Raw genomic sequence first — 25,458 nt, forward strand, 5'->3', positions numbered from 1 at the left:
TATAATTATTGAAGATATTTTCGGGATTGCAAAGGCGTAAAACTTATTAGAAATTAGAAACATTAATCAATTGAAAAAATGAACTCTCTATCAAATTTTTCTTTTTCTAATTCGGACATTTTATTACGTAAAACTCTAATTGTAAAACCTCCAACTAACTTTCCGTTTTTAGAAAACATCCAATCAGAAATTTTTTCTTTTTCGATTTTAACTTTCTCGTTTAATTTTATGTTAATTTCTGAATTGGGTAGATTATCAATAATCCCAAAATAATCTTCGTCTGACTTTACAATATTAACAGCCCAAATATGCTCCGATTTATCATTAATATCATAACGAATCTTCAAAGCAAAGTTTTGATTTTCTGAAAATTTTAAAGCTTCATCAAAATCTACTAATGTTTTATTTGCCAATTCAATAGCAGAACTCATTTCATTATCATCTTCACTTAACGAAAATACCACAGGTTCGTCTCCTCTGTTTATTCTATCCATTTTTAAGTCAATATTTAATTCTAAAACCAATCTTTCCTATTTTCTTTCGGAATGAATGTCCAAGCCAGAATACGGCTTATTTTCTGACCTTGCGCCATATCAATAATTTTGAATTCGGCAACCTTATGGTTTTTCAAAAGTGTTGTGATCTGATGCAGATTGTCTTTTTTGGAAACCAAACTTGTGAACCAAAGAACCTGCGAAGAAAACCCAATGCTTTCATTAATCATTTTTTTGATGAAAGCCATTTCGCCACCTTCACACCATAATTCAGATTGCTGTCCGCTGAAATTAAGATTTGGTTTCTGAGTTTTTGTTTTCCTGAGATTGTTATTTTTTCTTCGATTACCTTGCAATGCAGATTCTTCGGAATCGTGGAATGGCGGATTGCACATTGAAAACGTAAATTTTTCTTCTTTTGAAATGATGTTTTTAAAAATATGCTCCGATGCTGGCTGGTATTTTAATCGAATTGCCGATGATAATTTTGAATTTTGATTCAGAATATTCTGGGCATTTTCCAGAGAATTTTGATTAACATCAGTTCCCAGCATTTCCCAACCGTAAGAAAAATTGGCAATTAACGGATAAACAAGATTAGCTCCCGTTCCAATATCCAAACCTTTGACCGAATTTCCAGTCGGGATTTCGCCTTTTTCTTCCGATAATAGATCTGCCAAATAATGAACATAATCTGCACGTCCAGGAATTGGCGGACAGAGATTGCCTTCCGGAATATCCCAATCATTGACATTATAATACTTCAGAAGCAAAGCTTTGTTAAGCAATCTTACCGCTTTCGGGATGCTGAAATTAATGGTCAGCGTATCGTAATCATTTTTGAAAACGTAATGTTTCAACTCCGGAACAGCAGCAATTAACAATTCGAAATCATAGGAATTGCGATGAAGATTTCTCGGATGCAGACTGGATTTTTCGGTCATTACTTTTCTTTCTCTAACTTTTGGATGCCGGCTTTTACATCAGGATGACTCATAAAAAGATTCCAGATCAAACCTGTTCTTTGATTTTCCATCATTACAGTCATTGGAGCCTGATTCAGTCCCATAAAAATCGGTGAACACCAGTTATTATTCAAATCAAATGAATCCCGGAAACCATATTCTCCCCAAAGAAAATCGCCGTAATTGAGATAGAAATTTTTTAAAACTGCCATTGATTCGGTTGGTGTATAAGGGAAAGATGCAATTGCTCCTGTTGGTGTCAGTTTTCCTGTGTCTTCTCTTTCTACAGGCTCATCCGGATTGTAGCCATTCGGTCCGTCGGAAGCTGTCAAACCCCAACCGTCTTTGCCATAACCTTTTTGTTTTTTCGGATTTTCCACACAATACAGATAGTTGATCTTGGCTATATTCTGATTATTTTTAAAATAGTTGGTATATCTGTCCGTCAAGCCGTGCGGATCATAACCCATAAAGGAATAATGGGCGAAAAACAACGGACCGCCTTTGTTGACGCCTACATCCAATTTGATTCCGTAATAGGTATTACCGTTTTTATAAAATGCACCTTCATCGGATTTTCCCCAGTCTATCCTATAGTCCTGCGCAATTTTATCCTGACTCGCCCATCCGGAATAATACATACTCGCCGGAACAGAATGCGTTGGCGAAGCAATGGCCATCAGGTAAGTTACCATCGTCTCGTTCCAGCCAATTAATCTGTGATTGATAGTCCAGGCCTGATCAGGCGACCAGTGCCAGTAGAGATATTTGCTGTCGGGAGTTTGTCTGAACCAATCCCACTCTATTCCTTTCCAGAACCTGTCAATTTTTTGCCTGATGCTTTTCTCTTCTGCATTATCTCTGTTGAAATATTGATGCGCTGCCAATAATCCCTGAACGAAAAATGATGTTTCCACTAAGTCTGCCCCGTTATCTCTTTTCCCGAAAAAGGGTTCGGTTTTTCCGGTTTTCCCATCGATGAAATGGGCAACAGCACCGTGGTATTTATCGGTTTTCTCTATGAAATTGACAATTTTGGTAAATCGTTCCACCATTTCTTTTCTTGAAACAAATCCTCTTTCAGTGCCTGTAATCAAAGCCATTACTCCAAACCCTGAAGCACCTGTTGCAATCATATTTTGCCTTCCGTTTGTGTTCTCTTTCGAAAGTCCGCTTGCTGTTTCCGCTCCGTCCCAATAGTAATTAAAAGAAGCTTCCTGAACCATGGTCATCAATTCTTCATCCGACATATATCTGGTTTCAGCAGAAACGATTTCAGACAATTTTGATTCATTGAAAAGTTTGTCCAGGAAACTGATTTTATAAGAATATTTCTTTCCAGTTTCGTTGGTGAAATCTGCAAATCTGTCGATATAAGCATCTTGGATTCCCGCCGGTTTGAAATCTTTTCCATTGTCGGAACGGTAGATTTTCACATATCTGATATTGTTATCTGTGATTGGATTCCATTTCAGATCGATGTGTTTCATATAACCTTTGGCAAAGAAAATTTTTGGTGTTTGATTAATGGTTTTCTTTTCTTTTGAATCTATGAAGGCAATATCGTCCAACCAAATTTTATTACTGGAATCAGAATTTTCCGGTTGGGAAAACACAATAGCCTTGACTGATTTCGGATTATCTTTAACCGAGGCATCCAAACCTGAAATATCAATCAGAACATTTTCCCATTGATTCTTTTTCGTCAACTTAAGAGTTACCGATTTTGAAAAAACCCCGTCTGTTTTTTGAAGTTTTACAATTGGTAGAATATTAGAATCATTCTTTTCAGATTTAATCCAAAAACTCAGAAAATTGGATTTAGTAAAGAAATCTTTCCCTCTTACATCTTCATATTCTATCGATGCTTCCCATTTTCCGTCTTTGGCATTTTTGTAATCCAACACAAGGGAATTTCCGGGAGAATGAAATTCATTTTTATCAACCAATAACTTATTATTTTGATTTTTCACGGAAGCTTTCCCTGATGATGTCACATTTCCGTAGAAGAAATTATCCTTCATCAAACTGTTTGTAAAAAAAGTATAATCGTATTGATATTCCTGAGCGAAAACAGAAGCCGAGGCAAACAGGAGCGATTTTAAAAGTAATTTCATAATGATTTATTTTTGAAAAGATAACAAAATTCTCCAACAGGGACAAAACAAAAAAGACAGTTGAAAAACTGTCTCTAATTCCTATTCAGAATAAAAATTCTATTTGAGAGATAGTATATATTGTACCATAAATTTTGCATTCTCCTGGCTCATTCCATGGTGAGCCGGCATTGGAACATCACCCCAGATTCCTGCACTTCCGTTGATGATTTTATCTGCAAGGACGTTTACATTTTCCGGTGTATTTTCATATTTATCAGCCAATTCTTTGTAAGACGGACCAATTAATTTGTCATTGATTTTATGACAGCCGAGACAATCTGCCCCTTCGATAAGAGATTTTCCTTCAGCTATCGGGTCAGTAATAACATGGACTTCAGTATCCTGTTCAGTAGCAATTACATCTTTATTCCCAGAATTTTCATTTTTGGAACAGGAGAACATCAATACAAAACCAATTAATAGAAATATATTTTTCATAATTTACAATTATACAACAAACATAAGAACAGAAATTAAAAATCCAAAATTTCGGGTCACTTTAATAAAAATAATCCGCTTACAAAAAAATATACTATTTTAAAGTATCTATCTTTAAACTGATAGAGAAAAATGATTTTAAAGCCTTTTTCATCTTATTTTTGATAAAGGGTGTCATCAATTCAGAGCATAAATGACGTCCGTCATTAAACACGCAAAATCCTTATCTTTGCAGAATGGTAAAAATTGGCAACATAGAACTTCCGGATTTTCCACTTTTGCTGGCACCGATGGAAGATGTGAGCGATCCGCCTTTCAGAAAACTTTGCAAAATGCATGGCGCAGATTTGATGTATTCAGAATTTATTTCTTCTGAGGGACTCATCCGTGATGCCATTAAAAGCAGAAAAAAGCTTGATATTTTCGATTACGAAAGACCTGTCGGCATTCAGATTTTTGGCGGCGATGAAGAAGCAATGGCAATTTCTGCGAGAATTGTGGAAACTGTTGAGCCGGATTTAGTGGATATCAATTTCGGTTGCCCTGTGAAAAAAGTAGTCTGTAAAGGAGCCGGAGCGGGAGTTTTGAAAGACATCGATCTGATGGTCAGATTAACAAAAGCGGTTGTAAGTTCCACACATTTGCCTGTTACAGTAAAAACCAGGCTCGGCTGGGATGACAACAGCATCAATATTGATGAAGTTGCCGAAAGATTGCAGGATGCGGGAATAAAAGCATTGACAATCCACGCCAGAACACGGGCTCAGATGTATAAAGGCGAAGCTGACTGGGAACATATTTCCAGAATCAAAAACAATCCGAATATCGAAATTCCGGTATTTGGAAACGGCGATGTCGATTCTCCTGAAAAAGCTTTGGAATATAAAAATAAATACAATTGCGACGGCATTATGATTGGTCGTGGCGCAATCGGTTATCCGTGGATCTTCAATGAAATCAAACATTTTTTTGAAACCGGAGAAACCTTGCCCGAACCTACAATTGGGGAAAGACTGGATGCTGTAAAAAACCACGCACTTTGGTCTGTGGAATGGAAAGGCGAACGTCCGGGAATCGTGGAAATGAGACAACATTACAGTAATTACTTCCGTGGAATTCCGCATTTTAAGGAATTTAAAACTAAATTTCTACAGGCTTTGACTCTTGATGAAATTGATGAAATCATCGGAGAAACAAAACATTTTTATGCCGAGAATATAACTTAGACAGCTTATAAACCGTATATAAATCATCCCTTTTGGAGTTCTGTAACACCAAGAGGGTTTTTAATTTTATCAAAATACTTTTGTTAATTTTGTAACGATTTCTGTCAGAAAGACAACTGATATAAACAAAGAAAAAATAAAAATGAAAAAGCTACTACTTCTTTCTATATTCATAATCGGGTTTTCGAAGGCACAGTTTTTTGAAACACCAGAAAAATTTACCAAAACCGATTCTCTTAAAGGGTCTGACACCCAATTCAGAAATTTCTGGGACGTTCGGAAATATGATATCGTTCTGGAGCCAAACTTCGAGGCTAAACACCTTAATGGAAGTAATAAAATCACTCTGACAATTGTGAAAGATGTAAAAAATCCGACTTTCCAGATTGACCTTCAGCAACCGATGAAAGCAGACCAGATCAAGGCAAGCTTTCAAATAGCCGATAAAAAAACGGACGGTGATTTTATTTTCATTTCAACAAAAAAAACATTTAAGAAAGGTGAAAAACACACCATTGACATCACGTTTTCCGGAAATCCCGTTATTGCCAAAAACGCACCTTGGGACGGCGGATGGATTTTCACCAAAGACAAAAACGGAAACCCCTGGATGACTGCCGCTGATGAAGGTATCGGCGCAAGCATCTGGCTGCCGGTGAAGGACATCTGGAGCGATGAACCGGACCTTGGAACAATTTTCAAAATCATTACGCCAAAAGATCTTGTCGGGGTTGCTGGCGGAAGGCTCATTAAACAAGAAAATCTTGGTGACAAAAAAACGTGGATTTGGGAGGTAAAAAACCCGATCAATGCTTATTCCATCATCCCGTCTATCGGAAAATATGTAAACTTTAAAGATACTTTTACTGGTGAAAAAGGAAAACTGGATCTGGATTACTGGGTTTTGGATTATAATCTGGAAAAGGCAAAAAAACAATTCCAGCAGGTGAAACCTATGATGAAGTCTTTTGAATACTGGTTCGGACCTTATCCTTTTTATGAAGATTCTTACAAGCTGGTAGAATCGCCGCATCTGGGTATGGAACATCAGAGTAATGTCGCCTATGGAAATCAATACATCAATGGTTATCTCGGAAATGATCTGTCCGAAACCGGTGTCGGCCTGAAATGGGATTACATCATTATCCACGAGTCCGGCCATGAATGGTTTGCCAACAATATCACGGCCAAAGATCAGGCTGATATGTGGATTCATGAAGCATTTACTGATTATTCGGAAACGCTTTATATCCAGAGTCTGTTTGGGAAGGATGATGCGGAAAGATATGTTCAGGGACTAAGAAGTAAAATAATGAACGACAAGCCCATTATCGGAAAATATGGTGTCAGAAACGAAGGCAGCGGCGATATGTATTTCAAAGGTGCGAATATGCTGCACACCATTCGTCAGATTATTAATAATGATGAAAAATTCCGTCAGATCCTGAGAGGACTCAACAAAGATTTTTATCACCAAACAGTGACTACTAAACAAATTGAAGATTATTTTACGAAAAAATCCGGGATTGATCTTTCTACAATTTTTGATCAGTATCTGAGAACCATAGAAATACCGACTCTGGAATATAAGCAAAACGGAAATCAACTGACTTATAAATGGACCAACGTAATTCCGGGTTTGAAACTTCCAGTCCGGCTAACCGACGGCCAGGAACTAAAACCTACAGAACAATGGCAGACAGTGACTTTGAAATCAAATGATGATATAAAAGTGGATCCGAATTATTATATTTTCATACAAAAACAATAATCTGAATACTATAAAAATAGATACTAATAAACAAAAACCAGCAAAATATTGCTGGTTTTTTATTTAAAATTATTCCCATTCAATCGTCGCTGGTGGTTTCGAACTGATGTCATAAGCAACCCTGTTGATTCCACGAACTTCATTGATTATTCTGCTGGAAACCGTGTCCAAAAACTCGTAAGGAAGTCGACTCCAAGTAGCGGTCATAAAATCAATCGTGTTGGCAGAACGGACTACAGCTGTGTATTCATAAGTTCTTTCGTCGCCCATTACACCTACAGATTTTACTGGAAGCAGAACTACAAAAGCCTGAGAAACTTTCTCATACAAATCATTTTTGTATAATTCTTCGATGAAAATATCATCCGCTTCCTGCAGGATTCTTACTTTTTCTGCATCCACTTCGCCCAAAACTCTGATTCCCAAACCGGGACCTGGAAACGGATGCCTGTAAACGAGCTCGTGTGGAATTCCCAATTCCTCTCCCACTTTTCTCACTTCATCTTTAAACAATTCTCTCAAAGGCTCCAGCAATTGGAAGTCCATTTCTTCCGGAAGTCCACCCACATTGTGATGTGATTTTATAACAGCAGATGGTCCTTTCACAGACTGGGATTCGATAACATCCGGGTAAATAGTTCCTTGCGCCAGGAATTTTGCACCTTCGATTTGTTTTGATTCTTCGTCGAAAACGTAAACAAACTCATTGCCGATGATTTTTCTTTTTTCTTCCGGGTCGCCTATTCCGGACAATTTTGATAGAAATCTTTCGGAAGCATCCACCATTTTGATATTCATTTTGAAATGCTTGCCATAATTCTCCATTACTTTTTTGCCTTCATTTTTTCTCAAAAGTCCTGTATCAACAAAGATACAATTCAACTGATCACCGATCGCTTTATGGATCAACACAGCAGCAACAGAAGAATCGACACCGCCAGACAAGCCAAGAATCACTTTTTGGTCGCCGACTTTTTCTTTGATTTCTGCAACGGTTTTCTCGATATAGTTGGTCAGTTTCCAGTTTCTGTCTGCTTTACAAATTCCGAAAACGAAGTTCTCAATCATCTTTCCACCTTCTTCGGAATGTGAAACCTCCGGATGAAACTGTACGCCGTAAATCATTTTTTCAGGATTAGAAATCGAAGCGATAACGCCTGACCTTGCATTGAGCTCAAAACCAACCGGCAACTCAGCCACCTCATCGAAATGGCTCATCCAGACGATTGAATTCTGACAAACCCCTTTCAGCAATTCGTTTTCTTTAACGATATCCAGATGCGCTTTACCGTATTCGCCTTTGTCGCCTTTGGCTACTTTTCCGCCAAGAATATGTGCGGTCAGTTGCATTCCGTAGCAGATGCCGAGAACCGGAATGTCTTGTTCGTACAATTCTTTTTCTACAAGGTGCGCGTTCTCTGCATTCACAGAACTTGGGCCTCCTGAAAGAATGATTCCTTTCGGTTTTTTCTCAAGGATTTCTGATAATGGTGTATTGAATGGTACTATTTCCGAATAGACTTCCATTTCACGGATTCTTCTCCCGATGAGTTGGTTGTACTGTGAACCGAAGTCTAAAATGATAATTCCGTTTTGCATATAATGTTGTGATGTTTTTAAATGATATATTGGAACACAAAGTTCATAAGATTTTTTATTTTATTGAAATTGTTTTTTAAGGTTCATAAAGGCGAAAACCCATCAAATAGATATATTTTCCTTTTCTCTAAAATTATCAATTCCCAATGGCTTTATATTCTTTTGATTGACAAATCTAAATTGATATTGAAAACCAATAGCCCCGATTGCAGTGGAAATCCTTTTTTGCTTCTGCTCAAATTTATTTTGATAAAATGTTCCGGCAAAAAAGATTGCAACGGAAAGCGGGAAACAGCTCCTTAAAAAAAAGAGATATTGGTCGCCCAACATCTCTGTATATACTAAAATTTTGCAATATCGTCCCGATAAAATGCGTAGTCAAAATCTACTGACATTGCATCTTCATAAACTTTTTTGCGGGCCTCCTCGAAAGTGTCTCCAAGTGCCACCAGGTTCAGAACTCTGCCGCCCGTGGAAATGACTCTATCTCCTCTGTAATCTGCGCCAGCGTAAAGCAACTTGCTGCCTTTTACCTTTTCTGCACCCGTAATTTCGTAGCCAGTTTCGTGATTCTGCGGATATCCTCCGGAACAAACGACCAAACAAACTGCTTTTTTATTTTTGAATCTCAGCTCCAACTCTCTGCCTTGAAGACAGTCTTCGATAACATCTACCAAATTGTTTTCTAACAACGGTAAAAGCACCTGAGTCTCAGGATCGCCTAATCTCATATTGTATTCCAAAAGATAGGTTCCGTTTCCGGTTACCATTAATCCGAAGAAAATGAAACCTTTGAAACTAAGACCTTCTTTTTTAAGACCTTCGACAGTCGGATTCATAATATTCTGAACGAAATCCTGGAAATGCTCGTCCCTGAATTCCGGGCTTGGCGCTGCAGAACCCATTCCGCCAGTGTTTGGGCCTTTGTCACCGTTTCCTACTTTTTTGTAATCTTTTGCAGGAACGAAAGGGAAGATTTTTTCGCCGTTGGAAACACCGATAATCGACGCTTCAAAACCCTGCAGAAACTCTTCTATAACGATCTGGATCCCGGCATCGCCAAAGATTCTTTTGATCATGAAATCATGGATTGTACCTTCAGCTTCTTCAAGATCTTCTGCGATCACAACACCTTTGCCGCCGGCAAGCCCGCTAGCTTTTATTACCAGAGGAAACTTCTGCGTCTGCAAATATTCTTTGGCATCGGTATAAGAATCAAATGTTAGAGACTCTGCTGTTTTGATTCCGTGAGTTTTCATAAATTTTTTAGAAAAAGCTTTGCTGCCTTCTAAAGATGCCGCTTTTTTTGAAGGACCAAAAACCTTGAGGTCAACTTTTTTGAACTCATCAACCAAGCCGTCTACTAATGGTGCTTCCGGGCCAACAATAGTTAAATCAACTTTGTTTTTAATCGCAAAATCTCTCAGCGTCATGATATCACTTTCGCTGATGTTTTCCCCTAGTTTTTCGGTTGTTGCGTTGCCGGGTGCAAAAAACATTTTCGTAATTCTGCTGTCTTCGCTCAGCTTGAGAGCCAAAGCAGAAGCGCGGCCGCCGTTTCCTACAATAAGTAATCTCATTATGTTTTCAGTTTAACTTTTTAAAATGCCAAATTTAAGATTTTTCAATGACAATTCTCATACCGATACGATGGTAATTTTCTTAAAAAAATATTAAAATGATAATACTGAATCATGCAGGATAAAATCTATAAAAATTATCTCTCGCAGATTTCACCAATTCGACAGATTAGCCAAATTTGTTTGATTTGCGAGAGATAAAAATTTCTTTAATTCAAATTATCCTGGTAATTCCATTGGAACTTCCATTAATAATATTTCGGAGTTTTCCAAAGCTTCTAAATTGAAACTTTCTGTGTCCCAAATTCCGAAACCGTCTCTTTCATCTAAAATCTGGTCTCCTACTTTTGCTTTTCCTTTGATGACAAAAACATAAACGCCATTTCCAGATTTGTTGATATTATAATCTTTGGAAAAATCTTTGTCAAATTTGGCCAAATTGAACCAGGCATCCTGATGAATCCAAACGCCGGCATCATCTGCGTTGGGCGAAAGAATCTGTTGAAAATCATTCTGAACCGATTTTTCTTCGATATCCATTTGGTCATATCTTGGAGTAACATCGGTTTTGTTTGGAATAACCCAGATTTGTAAGAATTTTACAGGTTGTTCGGTTGCGTTTTCTTCGCTGTGCATAATTCCGGTTCCGGCAGACATTACCTGGATGTCGCCTTTTTTGATGATTCCGGAATTGCCCATATTATCGCCGTGGCGCAAATCGCCTTCCAAAGGAATCGAGATGATTTCCATATCGCGGTGCGGATGTCTCCCGAATCCCATTCCGCCTTCTACGAAGTCGTCATTCAAAACTCGTAGAACGCCAAAGTGCATTCTTTCCGGATTGTGATAATTGGCAAAGCTGAAAGTGTGATGGCTTTTTAACCAGCCGTGATTAGCATAGCCCCTGCTGTCTGATTTATGATATACTGTTTTCATTTTAATGGCTTTAATTGTTATACTTTTTTGTTGATACAAATTTCAAGCTTTGAAAACTTTTATGCATTGATGTACGATAAGAACGAAAAAACTCCGATGATGGTCGGAGTTTTTTTGAAATATTTCTTTTAAAAATGAACCTGTTGAATTTCTTCTTCTATTTCTTTTGGAGTTTCATCCTGAGATTGGATAAAAACCATTGTAATCAAAGCACCTAATAACATACAAGCGCCACCAACTACAACATAATCAATCGCCATTTTCCCGAAAAGATTCGCAACGATTGGTCCGCCAAAAATCCCGTTGATGATTTGAGGAACAACGATAAAGAAATTGAAAATCCCCATATAAACCCCCATTTTTCTCTGCGGAATTGCATCGATTAACATTGCGTAAGGCATTGCCAAAATACTTGCCCAAGCAAATCCCAAACCAATCATCGAAATCCACAGCATCGAAATGTCTTTGATGAAATACATAGAAATCAATCCTAAACCGCCGCTTGCCAAGGCCAAAGCGTGCGTTTGTTTTTTCCCGATAGCTTTTGCGATTGGCGTCAGCAGGAATGCAAACGGAATAGCAAAAAGGTTATACAATCCAAATAAATGTCCTGTTAAATCGCCGGCTTTATTGAAATCAACCGACTTTGTATCTTCCGGAGATATTCCGAAATGATGCGTAGCCAAAGCACTTGTAGTGAAAACCCACATTGTAAATAATGCAAACCAAGAAAAGAATTGGACGATTCCCAATTTCTTCATCAAGTTCGGAATATTTGCAAAATCTCTGAACATATCAGAGAATTTCGAAGGTTCTTCTACGGTTTCTTTTCCGCCTTCAAACTCAGCGAATTCTTTTGGTGAATATTCTTTGGTGGTGAAAATCGTATATAAAATTGAAAGTATTAAAACTGCTGCTCCGACGTAAAATGCGTAAATCACATTATCTGCAACATAACCTTCGGGCGCAACATTAGAAACGCCTAATTTCGTCAACCAATTCGGCATTTCGGAACCAATCACAGCTCCAATTCCAATTAAAATCGTTTGGATAGAAAACCCTAAAGTTCCCTGATGTTTAGGTAACATATCTCCAACCAAAGCACGAAAAGGTTCCATGGCGACATTCACGGAAAAGTCCATCATTGCTAAGAAAATAACGGCTAACAGTAAAACATTTGCTGCAATCATATGTGTAACTGAAGCTGCATTTGGAAGCAAAACCAAACCAATAGCACACAAAACTGCGCCAATTAAAAAGTAGGGTTTTCTTCTTCCTAATGGACTCCAAGTATTGTCACCCATATGTCCGATAATCGGTTGTACAATCAATCCCGTAACTGGCGCAACCAGCCAAAACCAAGATAATTCGTGAACGTCTGCACCGAGGTTTGCCAAGATTCTACTCGCATTCCCGTTCTGTAGACCAAAGGCCATTTGGATTCCCAAAAATCCCATACTCATATTGATAATCTGAGTGATGGAGAGATTCGGTTTTATTTTTTTACTCATTTATTTTTAAGGTATTTCTATATTATTTTAATTTCTGAATCATCGCATCTTCAATCGGTGCTTTGATTTTTGTTACTTCGTCCACAACTTCATTGGGAACTGTTACGGAAAGAACATATTGTCTTATTTTCCACTTGCCATTGATTTTTTCGACAACACCTGAACCTCTGCAGATTTTCATTTGCGTGTCCAGAATCTCATCAAACCAGCCATAATTTCCGTCTTTGCTAAAATGGATATTTCTTTTTAATGATTTGAAATTCCAGGTTGTTTTTTTGTCGAAATAATGTTTTGCCCAGTCTTTGAATTCTTTCTTGTTCCAAACTTCTGTAGCATCTGTTCCAATAAAAGTTGATTCCTCGGCAAAACAATCAAAGTATCTATCAAAATCTGCATTGGCAGCAAACGTATTGAAATCATCTAATAATTTGTTGATATTCTTTTTCTGAACATTTTCATAAAATCCTTTCTTCTGGGCAGAAAGAGGATTTGAAAATATAAAAAAAGATAATATAAAAATTGAAAATATTTTTTTCATTAAAGTCTAATTTTGATTTTCTATCATTTTTCTAATTAATACAATCTGACCGAGGTGATAATAGCTGTGTTCTATCATACCGTCGATATTCCTGATATATGTACCATACTTTTCCTCTACAAAATCCGTATTAAGTTTATCATCTGGTAAAGTTTCTATCAGTTTTGCAAATTCTTCAGAATCTTTCCAAAAATGACTAAGGAAATTATCCCATTGTTGCTGAGATTCTACGGGTGGGAAATCAAAACTAAATTTATCTCTTATTTCCAAATCTCCGCCAAGCAAAACACTTGTAATTCCTTTTATATAATAATGAATATGCTGTGCAAGAATAGAAATCGTATTAAGATTCTGAAACTTAGCCGTTGCAATTTTATAATCCAAATTTTCCAATTGGTCTTTGAAATTTGTGTTCGCAATCCAAGTTCCATTCAGGATAACTTCTCGAAAACGATTTGCCAATTTTAATTGATTTTTCATATTCATAATATAATTAAACGAATGTAAAAATTTGTCAGGAAACTCAATTACATTTCTCTGTATCGAATTCAATTATTTCAATTCTAAAATCAGTGAAGATTTTGATGCCACTAAAATCTTTGTGTTTGGTGATAAAGAAATTTCGCTTCCGGTAATTACATCCTTGCCTTTGACATAACCTTTGATACCTTCAGAAAATCTTGTCAAATCCAATAATTGGTCTTGTTTATTGTTATTAATAATTACCATTACCCGTTTGTTATCGGTGTATCGGAAATAAACATAAACATTATTATTCGGTATGTAATGCAAAGTTTTTCCTGTATGAACTGCTTCATTTGTTTTTCTCCAGTTGAGGAGTTTTTTGGTATAATCGAAATATTCATTTTGAGAAGCTGTTCTGCCTGATTTTGTGAAAGCGTTATTTGCGTCGCCAGCCCAACCGCCAGGGAAGTCTTTTCGGATTTCGCCATCGCCTCCGTTGTTTTTGTCGCCAGCCATTCCTATTTCGGAACCGTAATACAATTGCGGAATTCCACGAATGGTTAGAATCAAACTCATTGCTAATTTATAATCTTCGACTTTCGGAAAAATTTGATTGAATCTGTTCGTATCATGATTTTCAGCAAAAACCAAAAGGTTGTTGATATTAGGATAAAGAAAATCATTGGTCAGATTATCGTAAACTCTCTGCATACCCGAATCCCATCCAGCATCTTCGCGGAAAACCTGGCCAAGAGCGTCGTGCAAAGTGAAATCCATCACAGATGGCAAATAGGAATTGTAACCTTCTATCGCTGCAATTTTGGAATCTTTCTGCCAATAGGACATCTGCGCCTGATCATGCATCCAGACTTCTCCAACAATGTTGAATTTCGGATATTCGTCCGTGATTTTCTTTGTCCAGTCAGCGATCCCTTTTTTGTCGTTGTAAGAATAGGTGTCTACACGGAAACCGTCCAAACCGGCATATTCAATCCACCAGATTGCATTCTGAGCCATATAATTCACAACCATCGGGTTGCTTTGGTTCATATCCGGCATCGTCGTATCAAACCATCCATCCATACAAGCCGCTTCGTCTACTTTTGCAGCATTGGTATCGAACTGTGTGGTCATTCTGTAATTGCTTCTCTGGAAACCGTTTTCCTGCCCGTTCCAGTAATGGATCCAGTCTTTGGAAGGCAGATCTTTGATAATCCAGCTTTTTGAACCCCAATGATTGGTGACATAATCCATCACGAGTTTCATTTTTCTTTTGTGAAGCTCATCCGCCAGATTTTTGTAATCTTCATTGGTCCCGTAACGAGGATCGATTTTATAATAATCACTCTGTGCGTAACCGTGATAGGAATAACTTGGTTCATTATCTTCCAGCAAAGGCGTGTTCCAAACCGTCGTAACGCCTAATTCCTGAAGATAATCGAGGTTTTTAACAATCCCAGCGATATCGCCTCCATGTCGACCGCCTGTTTTGCTTCTATCGGCTTTTTCGGCTGTATCCGGCGTATTGTCATTTTTTGGATTTCCGTTGGCAAATCTATCAGGCATTATCAGATACATCACATCAGCAGACGTGTAAGAATCTCTGTTTGCTGAGTTTTGTAGTCTTTGCCTGAATTCGTAATCGATGGTTTTGACGGTTTTATTCCCGTTTTTGAAATTAAGTTTTGCTTTTTGTGGCTGAACACCATTTGTGTCTATGGTTACGAAGAGGTAATTGGGATTTTCAACTTTTTTAACTTCTTTGATTTTGATACCGGAAGCAAACTCTGGCTGAAGATTTTGGATATCTTTTCCGTAAACTAATAATTGCAGTTCAGAATTTTTCATTCCGCTCCACCAAAATGCGGGTTCTACTTTCTGAATCTGAGAATAGAATAAAGTTGAAAATATAATGGCGGAAAGTGAGATGATTTTTTTCATAATGTAAATTTTAAGAAAGGACTTTGCCAAAGTTTGAAATCGATGACAAAGTCCTGATTGGTGTTGAGGCATAGCCCCGATAGTAGCGGCATCCTTTTTCTTTTTTCAAAAAAAGAAAAAGATATAGCGGATAGCGGGATTAAGCTCCTAAAAAAAATTATTATAAAGGCTTCACGGAAATAGCGTAACCGCCACTTCTTACAAGATGAACCGGCAATTTCGTTTTGCTGGTAATGGTTTTTTTGTAGATATGATAACTCTGTGGATTGTTAATATAATCTGCATCTTTTGCGTCTTCGTAGATTGTTGCTTCGTACTTTCTGCCTTTGTCCAGGAATGAAAAATCTACGGTGAAATCTCTTGGGTTTTCATCTGTAATTCCGCCAACAAACCAGTTATCTGTTCCTTTTGCCTTTCTCGCAGTATGGATATAATCTCCGGGTTCTGCCGACAGGATTTTGGTGTCGTCCCAATCTGCGGCCACGTCCTTGATAAACTGGAATGCGTCCATATGTTTGGCGTAATTTTCCGGTAAATCTGCTGCCATCTGCAACGGCTGATACATCACCACATATAGTGCCAGTTGTTTTGCAATCGTAGTCTTCACAAAACGCTTATCGCCAGGGAAATAATAATCTAATTTGGTCTGGAAAATCCCCGGCGTATAATCCATCGGTCCACCCATCCATCTTGTAAAGGGCAGAATTGTCTGATGATCCGGATTGTTTCCTGCAAAAGCTTCGAACTCGGTTCCTCTTGCAGCTTCTGCTGCGATCCAGTTAGGATATGTTCTGCTCTCCCCGCTTGGACGAACGGACTCGTGTGAGTTGACCATGATTTTATATTCTGCTGCTTTCTCAATGATCCGGTGATAATGGTTAATCATCCATTGGCTGTAATGATGCTCTCCTCTTGGAATGATGTTTCCAACATAGCCTGTCTTTACGGCATCATAACCGTAATCGTTCATCAGTTTGAAAGCTTTATCCGCCCATCTTTCATAATTGGCAGCTGAGCCGGAAGTCTCGTGGTGCATGATCAGTTTGATACCTTTTGAATGGGCATAATCATTCAGCATTTTGATATCGAAATCCGGATAAGGTGTGATGAAGTCAAAAACAAATTCTTTGGAATGCCCAAACCAATCTTCCCACCCAACGTTCCAGCCTTCAATCAAAAGACCCTGAAATCCGTTTGCTGCGGCAAAATCGATATATTCTTTAACTTTTGTATTGTTGGCCGCATGCTTTCCATTCGGTGTCAATTTAGAAAAATCGGTTTGTCCGATGTGGACGTTATCTGCTGTGGAATATGCCCATTGTGATTTTCCGATGATCATTTCCCACCATACACCCATATATTTTGTCGGGTGGATCCATGAAGTGTCCTTATATTTTGTAGGTTCGTTCAGATTAAACAGCATTTTAGAATCCAGAACCTCTTCCGCTTTTGGTGAAATGATAATCGTTCTCCAAGGTGTGGTTGCCGGTGTCTGCATATAGCCTTTTGCGCCCTGAGCATCTGGTGTGAGATGCGTTTTGAATTTGAAATTGCTTGCATCCAGTTCCAGATTCGCAGCAGGATAATTGATGACAGCCGCTTCTGCAATATTGACGTAAAGCGGGATTGTACCTTCCTTCTTCATCATCAATGGCATCTGAACACCATTCTTAACCAGGTTTTGAGATGCATTTCCTTCATATGAAGTTGGCCATTTTGCAGGAATCTCTGAGAGTTTTGTGGTCTGGGTCACATACTCTTCCGTATCATAATCTCCTGCTAACCACCAGGCTTTCATATCTGTCGGAAGGTCAATTTCTGAATCTTCTTCTTTGATGATGAAATAATTAAGATTTTTCTGCTGAGGAAATTCATATCTGAAGCCAAGTCCGTCATTGAATAACCTGAACTTTACAATAATGTTTCTGTCATTTTCTTTCTGAGTTAGTGTAACTGCCAGCTCATTGTAGTTATTGATATAATTTTTCTTTTCGCCAAGAACCGGCTGCCAGGTTTCATTTTTAGAATCTCTTTTTTCGCCAGTTTTCTCGAATCCATAATCCAGGTTTTTGCCTTCGTTATTTTTATTTTCAATTTCGGAAGCAAACTGAATATCACCGTCTTTCAGTAATCTTAATCCCAATTTTGAATCCTCTACAACTACAGCGCCGTTATATTTCAAATTATAAAAAGGGACGCCATTTTTCAATTGGAAATTCATTTCAAATTTTCCGTCAGGCGATTTGAGCGACTGTGCATACAATCCATTAAACATCATAGTAAGCAAAACTGCTCCAATGGTGATTTTTTTCATTTTTCTAAGGTTTATATATTGGTTACAATATAAAAAAAGTATCGATAAAGTACAATAAAAAAATAACCGATTTTGGAATCGGTTATTTTTATTATTATTGTTTTATAAGATTATAAGCCCCTGTATTATCATTAAAATAGATATTATAAGTCCCAGCTTTTACCGGAATATTCGGCCCTCCTGATGTGGCGGTACCAAAACCTTCATCACTACTTCCCCAATTTACGTCCCAAGCATCATTAGCTCTGAATTTTAATTCGCCGTTTGTAAGGATTACATTTGTTAAATACCAGATATGAGAATCAAATGTTGATTGTGTCATTGCTGTACTGGAATTCCATGCATTGGGAGTTGAATCACCAATAATTCCTATTGTCGGATATGTAGCAGAAGACGGCGTGACCGGCTCCAGTGTATAAGTCATAGTTGCAACATTAGCACTGAATTTATAATATCCGGCTGTTGTCACAGTAATATTCCCTGAGCCACCATCAGAGCTTAAGGTGCCAGCTGATGAGCCCGCTCCATACTGAGCATCCCAACTTCCTTTTGTTTTAATCAATTTAAATCCTCCTGCTTTGAAATATCCTGTATATGTATAAGAAGCGCTTACAGACTGATTTCCTAAGAGTGGATACATATTGGCGTTCGTTGCATTATTGTCCCAACCTGCCGCTGTTGCGTCACCTACTAAATATAAATTAACAAACTCTACTTTATAAGGTTTCAGTTTAGCGGTTGAAACTGCAGATTTCAACTCTATAGCCGGAGTTGAAAAGCTAGTTTTAGCAGTAATTCTGAAATCAAACTCGCTTTCTTGGTTCGCAATTCCACCTGCATTTAAAGCTGCGGTATTCAAATCTTTATTTGTAACAGATAATGATCTTGTTATCTGATTCGGATTCGGATTTGGGATGGTTACTTCTCCTAAACTTAAAAAAGTAGCGTCCCCTTTTTTAGCAATTTCGACTTTATAAACCACTGATGTTCCGTAGCCTGAATAATCTGTCCATGTTACTGTTGTTGCAACAGCAGACTGATCAGCAGAACTGAGTGTAATAGTACTTCCATTTGCAGGTGCTGTAATCACCGGTCCGTTTATGGGATAAACCGACACTCCAAAACTGATGATATTGGAAACTTCTGTACCTTTTTCTATTCTAATATAAACCGTTTTAGAAGTGAAGGGAGAATATCCTGCCTGTAATAATTTAGTATTGAGCTCTCCAATTGTGGTCGTAAATATATTGGTATTGGATTTTCCCAACTCTACTTTGTTGATGAAGTCTTCTGTCGAAGATAATACAATAGATGATTCCCCATTTACTTTATTCTCCCATGACAGAGTGAAAGGATTAGCTTTCATTGTTTCATATAGTACATTATTAGCTCCTAAGGAGGTATCATTTAATTTGAAACTGGCTTCTGGTGTTGTCCAATCCCTGTCTGCTTCATTATCACAAGCAACAAATACTATAGTCACAAATAATGATGCTAAAAATAATTTTATTATATTTTTCATAATTTTTTAAATTAAATTATTTAACTGGTATTATTGTATAATTACCACTCATATCATTAAAATAAACATCATACACCCATTCTGAAGACACCGGAATGTCGGGGCCTCCTTTTGTTGTAGTACCAAAAAACTCGGCATTTGTCCCCCAACTAACATCCCAATTATTATTTGCTCTAAACTTAAATTTTCCCGATGACAAATTTATAGAGCTACCAATCCATAAATGTGGATCAAAAGTAGATTGTGTTAATTGAATATCTGTATTCCAATCGCCTTCATTACCTATAATCGAGACATTATTGAAAGTTTGTGCTGGATTATCTACTGGTACGATTGTATAAGTAAGATTAGCGATATTAATTGACAAGTTGTAATAGCCATCTGATGGCACAGTTAAGTTTCCTGAACCACCATCTGTACTCAATTGTCCATCTGAACCACCTTTCCCATACTGCGGATTCCATAAGCCTTTGGTTTGGATAATCTTAAATCCTGCATCTGCTGCTGTAGCTTTAAAATATCCTGTATAAGAATATTCAACTTTTGAAGAAGGATTTTTTAATAGTGGGATAAGGTTAATATTATCTGCAGAATTAGTCCAAGTCCCTGGAGTTGAATTACCTATCAAATATAAGTCAACATATTCATAAACAGGACTTGCAGCATAAGGCGTAATTGACAAACCTGTAATATTGGATTGCTGAACAAAAGCATCACTTCCAATGTGAGATGTTATCCTAAAGAACATTTTTTGCTCTACATAAGGTACTAATCCGATTTTTTTAGCAGCTTCATTTAATTCTTTATTAGTGAAACTAGCATAAGTTTGTGATTGTATTGTACTTGTCAATACATAAGGTGCTTCAAATTTATCCGTGGCGCTTATTTCTAGATCGTATTTAACTTCTACTGGAGTATTGTACTTAGCCGCATCCCAAGTAATTGTCAACGCAGGATTTTCAGGAAAATTTTCATCCAAAAGCAATTTTTCTTTGGATAAATCTATCACGATTGGAGCTTCGCTACTCTCAACTACGAGGTTTTCTCTATCATCACAAGATATAATGCCAAAAAACATTAAGAATGTGAAAAGTAATTTATAAACGATATATTTTTTCATTTTAATCAATTAAAATTTTAATACTATTAATATCCCACATTTTGCGAAAGATTAGAATTTAATCTAAGATATTTACTTGGGATAGGGAAAAGTTGTCTATATTCAGGAAGACTATTTCCATTAATACTTCCGCCCTTCCATTGCCAATTTTTACCTGCAGTATATACCCCGAATCTTATTAAATCTTGTCTTCTGTAGCCTTCCCAATATAATTCTCTAGCTCTTTCTGTCAATATAAAATCTTTAGTCAAAGCTGTTTGGAATACAATTGGAGAACCAGCTCTCGTTCTTAAGTCATTAATATATTGTAATGCCTTCGTTATGTTTCCTTTTCCATTTACAACTGCTAACTCAGCATACATCAAATATGCATCAGCCATTCTGAATAGTGGAAAATCTGCATCTGTAAAGTTAATATCACTCCCATTTTCTCCAGAAGATGTTTTATTAGAAAATTTTATAAGTTTTGCGCCTTGCTCAAAATCTAAATAGTTAGTAATAAACTCAGGATCATTATTTCCAGGAACTTTCATAATTCTTTTATCCTGACCAACTGATTGCATAAACTCTTGGCGAACTCTATAACCCTGCCACCCAAAATCTATTCCCAACGTTAATCCTACTGCATTATTACAGCTTCCGTGGATTAAATAAGTAGTTCCTCCATAGGTTTTTGTTCTGATTCCATCAAAAACAATTGGAAAAATGATCTCCTCTTGTGCTCCATTGGTATTATTATCTGCCATAAAAAGGTTAGCATAAGGAATTTGTGCCACTTTATAGGCTGAACCAATTACTTTTTCAACTGCGGCCAGAGCCTCTGTGCTTTTATCAGAATTGATGTAAACTTTTGCATTAAGATATAGTTTTGCCTTCAACATCCAAACTGCTGCTTGATCTGCTCTACCATATTGGTTCATTCTCGGCGCAGGTAATTCTGATTCAATGGAATCAAGCTCTCCAATAACGTAATTGAACATCTCTTCTCTTGTCTTCATGACTGGCTTAGTACCTAGGTCATCATTTTCTGTAGCAAAAGGCATTTTACCATACAGATCTATGGCGTGATAATAAGTTAACGCTCTTAAGAACCTTGCTTCTGCTCGGAACGTTTTGATCTGTGATTTCAAATCACCAGACACCCCCCTGGAATTTAATTTTTCTTCGGTTGTTTCTCTAAGAAATTCATTAACAAGTCCTACTTGGAAAAATACCCTTGCAAAAAAAGCTTCATTAAAAACGTTGTCTGCATTCCAAGTATTGAAATTAAGATCTTTGATTGTTGGATTATCATTTTCTACCCAGGCTATAAGTGCTTCATCCGTTGTAAGCTCTTGCATTTGCCAGTAACCTCTCAAATATTGAGAAAACCCTTCATTAGGCCCACCATCAGCTTCAGCTCCCAAGTCAGATTGTCCAGAACCAGCATTAGATGATTGTCCTGTTACAGCTAATCCTGCATATATTTTTGCCAAAAATTGTTTATATGAATTTGGATCTGCATAAAATTGCTCTGATGTAAAAAGTTCGTCATCATTTACTTTTACGTCCAAATCATCTAAGCAAGATGTTGTAGTAAATAGAAATATACCAAAAATGGCTAAATTTCTTAAATTAAATAATCTATTTTTTATGATTTTCATTTTTGTTCGATTTAAAAGTTCGCATTAATCCCTAAAGTAAACATTCTTGCTCTTGGATAGATAGAATTATCCATACCATTGTCAAACACTTCCGGATCCAGGTTTTTATATTTTGTTACAATCAGCACGTTCTGTGCCGCTCCATATACTCTAAAAGATGCACTGTTTCCTAAAAAATTTTTAAACGTATAACCCAATGTAACATTATCTAACTTAATAAAACTTCCGTTTTTTACATAATAGTCTGACATTTTACTTGCTTCAACAAATAAAGTATTGTTGAAATCAACCGGAGCATTAGTGATGGTATTATCAACCGTATTGATGACACTGTTCAGGTTAGCACGATCTGCAGAAATTCTGTCATAAACATAATTTCCAACACTAGCTCTCCAACCCATCGAAAAGTCCCAATTCTTATATGCCGCATTTGTCATTAAGCCCATTGTAACATCCGCCTGCGGTTTTTTATAAATATATTTGTCTGCTGTTGTAATTTGCCCATCACCATTTCTGTCTACAAATGCTCCTTCAACTGGTTTGCCATTGTTATCATACAGCTGCTGATAAACAGAATATGCAAAAGGTGAATAACCTTCCGTCCATGTTTGCACAAATCCTCCCAAACCTACAGCCCCTTTATCAATTTGATTGATCGGTAACTTAGTAATATCTATATTATTATATGATACGTTGTAATTAAAATTTAATGAGAATTTTTCATTTTGAATAGCTTTAACATCCACACCTAAATCAATACCTTTAGATTGCATCTCTCCAAAATTTTTAAATCCAATTACACGCAGGTTTTCTAAAGGCCCTTCGGCCACAATATTTAATAAATCTTTTGTATCAGCTAAATAAAAATCCAGGGTACCTTTAATTCGATTATTAATAAAACCGAAATCCAAACCTATATTATATTTTATACTTTCTTCCCATTTTAGATTTTGGTTATATCCATTGGGTTTGGAAATGGGAATAAAATCATTTCCAAATTGATAGAATAGATCTACAGATGTTGCATAGGTTTTTAAATAATCAATCCTTGCTTGATCTCCAACATCTTGATTTCCAATTTTTCCTACACTTGCTCTCAACTTTAAATCTGATAAAGTAGAATTTCCTTTTAAGAAGCTTTCTTCAGAAATTTTCCAAGCTGCAGCAACACCTCCAAAATCTCCCCACCTATTATCTTTACTGAAACGTGAAGAACCATCTCTTCTGTAATTAACTGTGACTAAGTATTTATTATCCCAGCCGAGATTTAATCTACCAAAAAATGCTTGTAAATTAACATCTGGTTTTGTGTCTGGATTATAAAACTGATTCACATCAATTCCATACAATAAAGTATTTCCTGAAGTGGATTTAACTTTGTGATAATTTTGGTATTCATAACCTCCCATCACATCCAGATTAAACCTGCCGAAATTTTTAATATAGTTTAATTGTGTATTAAAATTTTTATTCAAAATACTTTCATCAGAGTATGAATTTTCTCCATAGTACCCATATACACCATTAGTACCATTTGGTGAATAGTATCCTATTCTGGAATATGGATTTGTAACAACATGCCCATCTAGTTCCTTACTATCTAAACCAGCATTTGCGATTAGTCTCAATTCAGGTAAAAAGTGAAATTTGTATTCCATATTTACGTTCCCGAAAAACCTCTTGAAATTCTGTACATCGTGTTTATTAAGCAACATACTCACCGGATTAGATGGTCCAATTGGCCTGTTTGTAGTAGGATTGATCCATTCATAATATCCTCCATAAGCAGAATTCGTATCATAAACCGGTGATGTAGGATTCATAGAAAGCGAATTTCTGATGGCATCCTCATTTGCATTATTCTTAAAGGTATATGAATAAGAACCTGTAAGATTAAATTTCAGATGGTCATCTAAAAAGCTAGGACTCAATGCGAAATTTGCAGTTGAACGTCTAAATCTGGAAGTAATCAAAAGTCCAGAATTATCCATATTCTCAATTGACAAACGTGCCGGGACTTTTCCAAATAAACTACCTGAAACCGACGCATTAATATCTGTTGTTACAGAAGTTTTAAAAATCTCTTTCTGCCAATCTGTATTTGCTAATCCTAATTGATTTAAAAATACAGGATTAGTGGTGTTTCGTCGGACAATTTCTCTAAACTCATCACCTGTATATACATCTACTTTTTTTGCTAATGTATTTAAAGTTGAAAAAGCATTTAGCGAAACCCTAAGTCTCTTACTTCCTTTCTTAGTGGTAATAAGAATAACCCCATTAGAGCCTCTAGATCCATAGATTGCAGTAGATGCAGCGTCTTTTAAAATAGAAAAAGACTCAATATCATTAGGGTTGATAGTGGAGAGAGAAACTCCATCTAATGGTAACCCATCTACAATAAGCAGCGGATCGTTACTTGCAACCAAAGAAGATCCTCCACGTACTCTTATTGTAGCTTCACTTCCTGGTGTTCCGGATTGTGTTATAACCAAACCCGAAGAACGACCATTAATAAGTCCTTCTGCTGTGGTTACTGCACCTTTGTTAAAGTCTTCTGTGGTTAATGCAGTAATAGACCCTGTCAGATCCGTTTTCTTCTGCTTACCATAACCAATCAGCACAACCTGTTCGATCTCGGTTTCTTTTCTAACCGTATCATTTTGCTGTGCATGCAACATTGTTCCGAGCAACAGAAATGCTGGAGCAATTTTTAATACATTATAGTTTCTCACAAAAAATAAATTTTTAAGGTTTATATTATTATTTTCAAATTATCAGATATACACTATCTCTTCTTTCGCAATTTATAAAAAAATCGATATTCTGTTAAAATAATTTTAAAATCGTAGCCTTTAAAACAAAAATAAGGCTTAAATTTGGTTATTTAAAAATATAATTAACTGATTATCAATAAATTAATACAATGTTAATTTTTTTAACAAATCAAGGATTTAAGCCATTTTTGTACAATTTACAGCTTATTTTCTTCTTCTAAATTAACCAATATTAATCCTATATTAATCAAAAATGAAATAATTTTAAAATTATCGGTCATTTATTAACCATAAAATAGCTGATAATCACGCAGAATTCATAAAATTAAAAATATAAAACAGAACAAAATTTTTCATTTATAATTTACCATACAAAACCAATTCAAATTAATTTGAATAAAAAATCATTTCAGACAACTACAGTTTAGGGAAGGAATTAAAAAAAATGATTCCTGTTAT

At 36.6% G+C, this 25,458-nt stretch carries 18 protein-coding genes; 2 read left to right on the forward strand and 16 right to left on the reverse strand.

Translation table 11 applies throughout. The features are described from left to right. Window positions 1–62 precede the first annotated feature (62 nt). From BUA97_RS03920 to BUA97_RS03935, 4 genes are all read right to left on the reverse strand, one after another. Window positions 63–494 (reverse strand): DUF2314 domain-containing protein, encoded by a 432-nt coding sequence (locus BUA97_RS03920; protein WP_072996542.1) that lies wholly within the window; start codon window positions 492–494, stop codon window positions 63–65. A 20-nt stretch (window positions 495–514) separates the two neighbouring features. Beyond that, window positions 515–1,438: a 23S rRNA (adenine(1618)-N(6))-methyltransferase RlmF gene (rlmF, locus tag BUA97_RS03925; RefSeq protein WP_072996543.1), complete on the reverse strand. Its 924-nt coding sequence runs from the start codon at window positions 1,436–1,438 to the stop codon at window positions 515–517. Continuing rightward, the gene (locus BUA97_RS03930; protein ID WP_072996544.1) at window positions 1,438–3,576 is read right to left on the reverse strand and encodes a glucoamylase family protein; all 2,139 of its coding nucleotides are present in this window, start codon (window positions 3,574–3,576) and stop codon (window positions 1,438–1,440) included. The genes rlmF and BUA97_RS03930 overlap by 1 nt, the downstream gene beginning before the upstream one ends. A 99-nt stretch (window positions 3,577–3,675) precedes the next feature. Next, complete coding sequence (locus tag BUA97_RS03935; protein WP_072996545.1) at window positions 3,676–4,056, reverse strand: c-type cytochrome; 381 nt, start codon at window positions 4,054–4,056, stop codon at window positions 3,676–3,678. Window positions 4,057–4,292: 236 nt separating this feature from the next. Between BUA97_RS03935 and dusB the strand changes: the two genes are divergently transcribed. Beyond that, window positions 4,293–5,282 (forward strand): tRNA dihydrouridine synthase DusB, encoded by a 990-nt coding sequence (gene dusB, locus BUA97_RS03940; RefSeq protein ID WP_072996546.1) that lies wholly within the window; start codon window positions 4,293–4,295, stop codon window positions 5,280–5,282. A 142-nt stretch (window positions 5,283–5,424) separates the two neighbouring features. Further along, window positions 5,425–7,053, forward strand: coding sequence for a M1 family metallopeptidase (locus BUA97_RS03945; protein ID WP_072996547.1), 1,629 nt, complete (start codon window positions 5,425–5,427; stop codon window positions 7,051–7,053). 69 nt (window positions 7,054–7,122) lie between these two features. Here BUA97_RS03945 and guaA read toward each other — a convergent pair whose 3' ends face one another. From guaA to BUA97_RS04010, 12 genes are all read right to left on the reverse strand, one after another. Further along, window positions 7,123–8,652 (reverse strand): glutamine-hydrolyzing GMP synthase, encoded by a 1,530-nt coding sequence (gene guaA, locus BUA97_RS03950; protein WP_072996548.1) that lies wholly within the window; start codon window positions 8,650–8,652, stop codon window positions 7,123–7,125. 341 nt (window positions 8,653–8,993) lie between these two features. Continuing rightward, window positions 8,994–10,232, reverse strand: coding sequence for a phosphoribosylamine--glycine ligase (purD, locus tag BUA97_RS03960; RefSeq protein WP_072996550.1), 1,239 nt, complete (start codon window positions 10,230–10,232; stop codon window positions 8,994–8,996). A 219-nt stretch (window positions 10,233–10,451) separates the two neighbouring features. Further along, window positions 10,452–11,168, reverse strand: coding sequence for a pirin family protein (locus BUA97_RS03965; RefSeq protein WP_072996551.1), 717 nt, complete (start codon window positions 11,166–11,168; stop codon window positions 10,452–10,454). A 128-nt stretch (window positions 11,169–11,296) separates the two neighbouring features. Further along, window positions 11,297–12,679: an MFS transporter gene (locus BUA97_RS03970; RefSeq protein ID WP_072996552.1), complete on the reverse strand. Its 1,383-nt coding sequence runs from the start codon at window positions 12,677–12,679 to the stop codon at window positions 11,297–11,299. Window positions 12,680–12,701: 22 nt separating this feature from the next. Continuing rightward, the gene (locus tag BUA97_RS03975) at window positions 12,702–13,217 is read right to left on the reverse strand and encodes a nuclear transport factor 2 family protein (protein ID WP_072996553.1); all 516 of its coding nucleotides are present in this window, start codon (window positions 13,215–13,217) and stop codon (window positions 12,702–12,704) included. A gap of 6 nt (window positions 13,218–13,223) precedes the next feature. Then, a complete protein-coding gene (locus tag BUA97_RS03980; RefSeq protein ID WP_072997198.1) occupies window positions 13,224–13,697 on the reverse strand; it encodes a DUF1572 family protein in 474 nt (157 codons plus the stop codon). Between the two features lie 72 nt (window positions 13,698–13,769). Next, window positions 13,770–15,623, reverse strand: a complete 1,854-nt coding sequence (locus BUA97_RS03985; protein ID WP_072996554.1) for a glycoside hydrolase family 13 protein — start codon at window positions 15,621–15,623, stop codon at window positions 13,770–13,772. Window positions 15,624–15,783: 160 nt separating this feature from the next. Next, the gene (locus BUA97_RS03990; RefSeq protein WP_072996555.1) at window positions 15,784–17,937 is read right to left on the reverse strand and encodes a glycoside hydrolase family 97 protein; all 2,154 of its coding nucleotides are present in this window, start codon (window positions 17,935–17,937) and stop codon (window positions 15,784–15,786) included. 94 nt (window positions 17,938–18,031) lie between these two features. Continuing rightward, entirely contained in the window at window positions 18,032–19,459 is a 1,428-nt protein-coding gene (locus BUA97_RS03995) for a SusE domain-containing protein (RefSeq protein ID WP_072996556.1), read from the reverse strand. A 16-nt stretch (window positions 19,460–19,475) separates the two neighbouring features. Continuing rightward, on the reverse strand, window positions 19,476–20,579 hold the full coding sequence (locus BUA97_RS04000) for a SusE domain-containing protein (RefSeq protein WP_072996557.1): 1,104 nt from the start codon (window positions 20,577–20,579) through the stop codon (window positions 19,476–19,478). Between the two features lie 26 nt (window positions 20,580–20,605). Then, window positions 20,606–22,222, reverse strand: coding sequence for a RagB/SusD family nutrient uptake outer membrane protein (locus BUA97_RS04005; protein WP_072996558.1), 1,617 nt, complete (start codon window positions 22,220–22,222; stop codon window positions 20,606–20,608). An 11-nt stretch (window positions 22,223–22,233) separates the two neighbouring features. Continuing rightward, window positions 22,234–24,957: a SusC/RagA family TonB-linked outer membrane protein gene (locus tag BUA97_RS04010; RefSeq protein WP_084081244.1), complete on the reverse strand. Its 2,724-nt coding sequence runs from the start codon at window positions 24,955–24,957 to the stop codon at window positions 22,234–22,236. Window positions 24,958–25,458 lie beyond the last annotated feature (501 nt).

The sequence above is a fragment of the Epilithonimonas mollis genome, assembly GCF_900142325.1.
GTDB classification, from domain to species: Bacteria; Bacteroidota; Bacteroidia; order Flavobacteriales; family Weeksellaceae; genus Epilithonimonas; species Epilithonimonas mollis.